At 74.4% G+C, this 5,254-nt stretch carries 3 protein-coding genes and 1 pseudogene; all 4 read right to left on the reverse strand.

All coding sequences use genetic code 11. The features are described from left to right. Window positions 1–247 precede the first annotated feature (247 nt). Window positions 248–1,456: an alpha/beta hydrolase gene (locus tag ACFV61_RS34180; RefSeq protein WP_380495990.1), complete on the reverse strand. Its 1,209-nt coding sequence runs from the start codon at window positions 1,454–1,456 to the stop codon at window positions 248–250. A gap of 231 nt (window positions 1,457–1,687) precedes the next feature. Continuing rightward, on the reverse strand, window positions 1,688–2,362 hold the full coding sequence (locus ACFV61_RS34185; RefSeq protein WP_380495992.1) for a response regulator: 675 nt from the start codon (window positions 2,360–2,362) through the stop codon (window positions 1,688–1,690). Beyond that, window positions 2,359–3,519: a sensor histidine kinase gene (locus ACFV61_RS34190; protein ID WP_380495994.1), complete on the reverse strand. Its 1,161-nt coding sequence runs from the start codon at window positions 3,517–3,519 to the stop codon at window positions 2,359–2,361. Before ACFV61_RS34190 ends, ACFV61_RS34185 begins: the two co-directional genes overlap by 4 nt. Before the next feature lie 291 nt (window positions 3,520–3,810). Further along, a pseudogene (locus ACFV61_RS34195) lies at window positions 3,811–5,254 on the reverse strand (hypothetical protein); the annotation flags it as partial.

A 5,254-nucleotide genomic window follows, 5' to 3' on the forward strand; every position in this document is an offset into this window, starting at 1 on the left:
CCGACGAGATCTTCGAACGCCTCGCCGGCTACCTCAACCGCTTGCCGAGCCCCAAGTCCTAGTTATGCAGTGCTTCTGAGACTCAGGACACTAGCGAGTCTCCCGCAGCCGTGGCGCGCTGCCTGTCCGCCTCGACGGCCGGCACCAGCAGGCCCTCTGTGGCCGCGGCAGCGGCTAGGGCGCGTCTGACAATTCCCGCCGGGCGCGCGTTGTCAGACACGCCCTAGGTCCCGGCCGGGACCCGGGGTCAGCGTGCGTCCGCGAGGAGGAAGTCGAGCAGGATCTGCCGGCTCGTCTGGGAGGTGAGGCTGCCGTACGCGTCGTCGAACGCGTGGTCGGCGAAGGGCAGTTCCTTCACCTCCACGTCGACGCCCTGCTTCCTCAGCGCGTCGCCGAGGCCGGTGACGGTCTCGGGGCGGGCGCTGCGGTCGCGGTCCCCGACGACGAGCAGGGTGCGGGGCAGGCCGGGGCGGACGTCGGACGTCGGGGACACCTCGCGGTAGCGGTCCGGGTACTGCTGCGGGGTGCCGCCGGTGTACATCTGCGCCGCCTCGCGGGTCCCGGCCACGTCGTCCTCCCACATCTGCGCGACGTCGGTGCCGGGGTAGAAGCCGATCACGGAGGCCGGGGGCGCAGGGGTGGCGCCCTCGGCGGCCTTGATGGTGCCGTTCTGGAGGCGGTAGGCGGTGTTCATCGCCAGGGTGCCGCCCGCCGACATGCCGCCGAGCGAGATCCGCGCGCCGTCGACGCCGTACACGTCGGCGTTGCGCTGCACCCAGCCCATGGCGGAGACGAGGTCTTGCGGGGCCTTGTCCCAGGTGGGACGGTCGGGACCGGCCAGGCGGTAGTCGACGGCGAAGACGGCGACGCCGTGGTCGGCGAGCCAGCGGCCGGTGCCGCGCAGGTCGTTCTTGTCGAAGGTGTGGAAGCCGCCGGCGTGGGCGAGCACGACAGCCGGGGTCCGCTTGCCCGGGGCCTTCGCGGGCAGGTACGCGTCCACCCGCAGGGGCTCGCCCTCGGGGCTCGCGAACGTCTCGGTCGCGTCCGGCTTCGCCGCGGGGTAGGAGAGTTCGGTGAACACCTGGCCCAGCGAGATGTCGACGCCGGCCTCCCTGGCGGCCTGGAACTGGATGCCGCCGATGACCAGCGCGCCCACGGTGCACAGCGTCGAGACGCCGGTGACCACGCGTCCCCAGCGCACCAGGCCGGCCCGCCAGGCCAGCGCGGCGAGGCCGGCGGCGACGAGGGCCAGCAGGGCCGTGTGGAACGGGTACTGCCCGCCCAGGACCGGCCCGATCACGCCCGCCTTGGGTATCGAGGGGACGTACGCGCCGAGCACGATGGCGACGGTCAGGAACGCGAGGAACGACGCCAGGACGGCGGAGGCGGCCCGCAGGATCCGGACGGGCCGTCCGGGCCGGGCGGGCGAGGCGGCGGAGCTTCGGGGTGTGGTCATGGCTGTACTCCTGCGATGGTGCGCGGGGCGGTCGCCGCCGCCCGCGGAACTTGTCGGGAGCCGCGAGGTCCTCGGAACCCCACACGGGGGCGGCGAGGACCGGCTCATACAAGAACGCTAGGAATCCAACACCCGCACGGGCCTCACACCGCGGAGCCATTCTCCGGAGCAGCTCTCAGGTAGGGGGTCGGGGGGAGACATCCGGGCCAGTGCCGCCGCACTACCGCGGGATCACAGATCGGTGCGGCCGGGAACGACCAGTCCCGTCTCGTAGGCGAGGACTGCGGCCTGGGTGCGGTCCCGCAGCTGCAGCTTCTGCAGGATGCTGCCCATGTGCGTCTTGACGGTCTGCTCGGCGACGACGAGTTCGGCGGCGATCTCCGCGTTGGACAGGCCCCGGGCGACCAGCGTGAGCACCTCGGTCTCGCGGTTGGTGAGGACGTCGATCCGCACCTGGGCGGGCGGTTTCGCCGAGCCGCCCAGCCGGGCGAACTCCGTGATGAGCCGCTTGGTGAGTCCGGGCGACAGCAGCGCGTCCCCGGCGGCCACGACGCTTACCGCCTCGGCCAGTTGGACCCCGGAGGCGTCCTTGAGGAGGAACCCGCCGGCGCCGGCCCGCAGCGCCTCGTACACATACTCGTCGAGGTCGAAGGTGGTCAGGACGAGGATCCTGGTCGACAGGCCGGCCTGCCCGGTGATCCGGCGGGTGGCCTCGATGCCGTTCAGTCCGGGCATCCGGATGTCCATCACGATCACGTCGGGGCGGATCTCCTCGGCCTTGGCCACCGCGTCCAGGCCGTCCACGGCGGTCGCGATCACCTCGATGCCGGGCTGGGCGCCGAGGAGCACCGAGAAGGCCTCGCGAACCATCGCCTGGTCGTCGGCGATCATCACTCGGATCGTCATGCGGTCTGTTCCCTGTCTGTCCGGACGGCTGGGGCGGCGGGCACCGGCAGCAGCGCGGTGACCTCGTAGCCACCGTCGGGGGTGGTGCCGGCGGAGAACTCCCCGCCGAGCATCACGGCACGTTCGCGCATGCCCAGGAGGCCGTGCCCGGCTCCCGGCGAGGGCTCGGCGGCCGCGGTGCCGGGCCCGTTGCGGATCCGCAGCCGCAGGGCGGCGTCGGTGTACGTCAGCTCGACGCGGGCCGCGGCGCCCGGGGCGTGGCGCAGCGTGTTGCTGAGCGCCTCCTGCACGATGCGGTAGGCCGACAGCTCCACGCCCTCGGGCAGCGGTCGGCGCGTCCCGGAGACCACCGCCCGCACGTCGAGCCCGGCCGCGCGCACCCCGGCGAGCAGGTCGTCGAGCCTTTCCAGGGTGGGCTGCGGAGCCTCGGGAGCACGCCCGCCGGGACGGTCCTCGGAGCGCAGCACGCCGAGGAGGCGGCGCAGCTCGGTCAGTCCCTCCAGGGCACCCGCGCGGATGTCGGCCAGCGCCGCGACCAGTTCCCGGGGCGGGTCCGCGACCCGATACGGGGCGGCCTCGGCCTGGATGGAGATGACGGACATGTGGTGGGCGACCACGTCGTGCAACTCGCGCGCGATGCGGGCGCGTTCCTCCAGGACCGTGCGGTGCGCCCGCTCCTGCGCGAGGGCCCGCTCCTGCTCCGCGAGCCGGGCGCGGACCTCCCTCGTCCGGCGCACCCCGGTCGCGGCGGCCACGACGAGGGCGAACAACACCAGCACGATCACCGTGAAGTACCAGGGCCCGATCCGCCCGCCCGCCAGCTGCAGTCCCAGCAGCAGCGCGGTGCTCAGCGCCACCGTCTCGCCCGTCACCCGCGGCGGGTTGCGCAGCGCGACCAGGAACGACAGCCCAGCCTGCACGGCCCACGCCCATCCCGTGTACGGCGCGAAGGGCGGGTACAACGAGAACACCGGCAGCATCACCAGCGACAGCCACCAGGCCGGCAGCGGCCGGCGCAGCGCCGGTACCAGGAGCGCGGCGTGGAGCATCCCGAGCGGCCGCAACGGGATGTCCTCGGTAGCGGAGACGGCCGCGAAGACCGCCACCGCGACGACCGCGCCGTGCGGCAGCCACCTCAGCAGTCCCGGCCCGCTCATGGGCGGCATGGGCTGCGGGGCCGGGGTGAACAGATCCTTCCTCACGGTGTGCAGCGCTCCGCGCACCGACCACCTCCTAGGGGCTCTCAGCAATTCGGACGCTCACGGTGCCTTCCTCGGCCGGGGTGCATTCGGTCACCACGCTACGGAGCGGACCCGCCGGCCGGCCTCCCCCCGCGGAGCCGTTCTCGGCCTGGCTCTCAGGTATGAGGCGTCACGGGCGCCCGCCTCCGGAGGGACCGCCCGACGATGCGTCCGCAACGGCGGCCGGCCCCTGGTGTGGGGCCGGGGCTATCGGGTGTGGAGGCGGTGGGCGGTGCGCCGGACCCACCAGAGGGCGGCTGCGGTGACGGCCAGGGTCCAGGCGAGTTGTGTCGCGGCGTACGGGTGGCCCTGGGCTGCGGAGCGGGCGAGCGGGAACAGGAGGGTGCCGACCGCCAGCGGGCCGCGCAGGTACCAGAGCGCCACCTGGCCGGGGCCGGTGTTGCCCATGGGGGTGTTGACGCCGATCGTCAGGTGCATGGGCACGACGCCCCGGTAGGAGCTGACCAGCGCGGCCGCGGTGAGTGCGGGTACGGAGGCGAGGAGCGGGAGGAGTCCTGCGGTGTCCCGGCCGGCGAGCGCGCACGCCAGTGCGCCGGCTCCGGTGAGCGCGAGGAGGAGGCCGCCGGGCACCGCCGAGTGCTGGAGGGCGAGCGACTTGAACGTCCAGGGCAGGTTGGTGGAGCGCCGCGGGTCGTCGCTCTCCAGCCGGGCCGGCTCGGTGAGTTGGGCGGCCGCCAGGTATTCGGCGACCAGGGACAGCACGACGACGATCTGCTGTGCGGTCGAGGTGAAGGAGGGGGCCGCCGCGGTCAGTCCGACGGCGATTCCGCTCCAGGCGACGGCCCACCCCAGGCGGCGGGGGTTGCGCAGCAGGCAGGTGAGGTCACGCCACGGGACCAGCAGCAGCCGGTGCCGCGGCATGGGGAGGCGGAGCCGGGGGGTGCTGTTCCGCTCCTTGAGCCGCGGCACTCCGGAGCGGGCCTGGCGGAGGTCGAGCATGAGGACGGACGTGCTGATCTGGGCGGCGACCGTCGCGCGCAGTCTGAGGGCGGCTTGCGGGATCGCGGGCAGTTCCCGCCAGGCGAGGGCGAGGGCGAGCACCGGGGTGCCGACGGACAGCACCGTGCCGACGGCGCCCGCCGTACCCACGAGGCCGAGCGCCCACAGGAGCGGTTGGGACGCCCACCCCCACGGGCCCGACCAGAGCAGGAGGCCTTGCAGCCAGCCCGTCCGCCCCTGCGTCCATGCCGTCCACACGCCGGCGGCGGCGACCGCGGCGAGGAGCCACCCCGCGGCGAAGACCCTGCGGCCGTACCGGGACATCCACTGGTCGTGCCGCTCGACCAGGACGCCGACCGCGCTCGTGATGAGCGCCACCGAGACGCCCGTCCAGGAGCCCGCGAGGGTCAGCAGGATCCACGACTGCGGGGCCAGGCCCTGCAGCAGGAAGCCCGCGACCGCGCCGGCGACGCCACTCACCACGGAGGCCAGCGCCACCGAGGACCGCAGCCCCGGTGCGAGCAGGGCTCGCCGGTCGACGGCCGAGGGCAGCAGGAAGCCGGTGGTGGGGCCGGGCCCCCCCGCCCGCGCCCCCCCCCCCCCCCCCCCCCCCGGGGGGGCCGCCGCCGGGGCGAGGACCCCCCCCGCGCAAGCCCGCGCCGGGGGGCGCGCCCCGGTGCCCCCCCCGCAC

The organism is Kitasatospora sp. NPDC059817, from assembly GCF_042731835.1.
In the GTDB taxonomy this organism is placed as follows: Bacteria; Actinomycetota; Actinomycetes; order Streptomycetales; family Streptomycetaceae; genus Kitasatospora.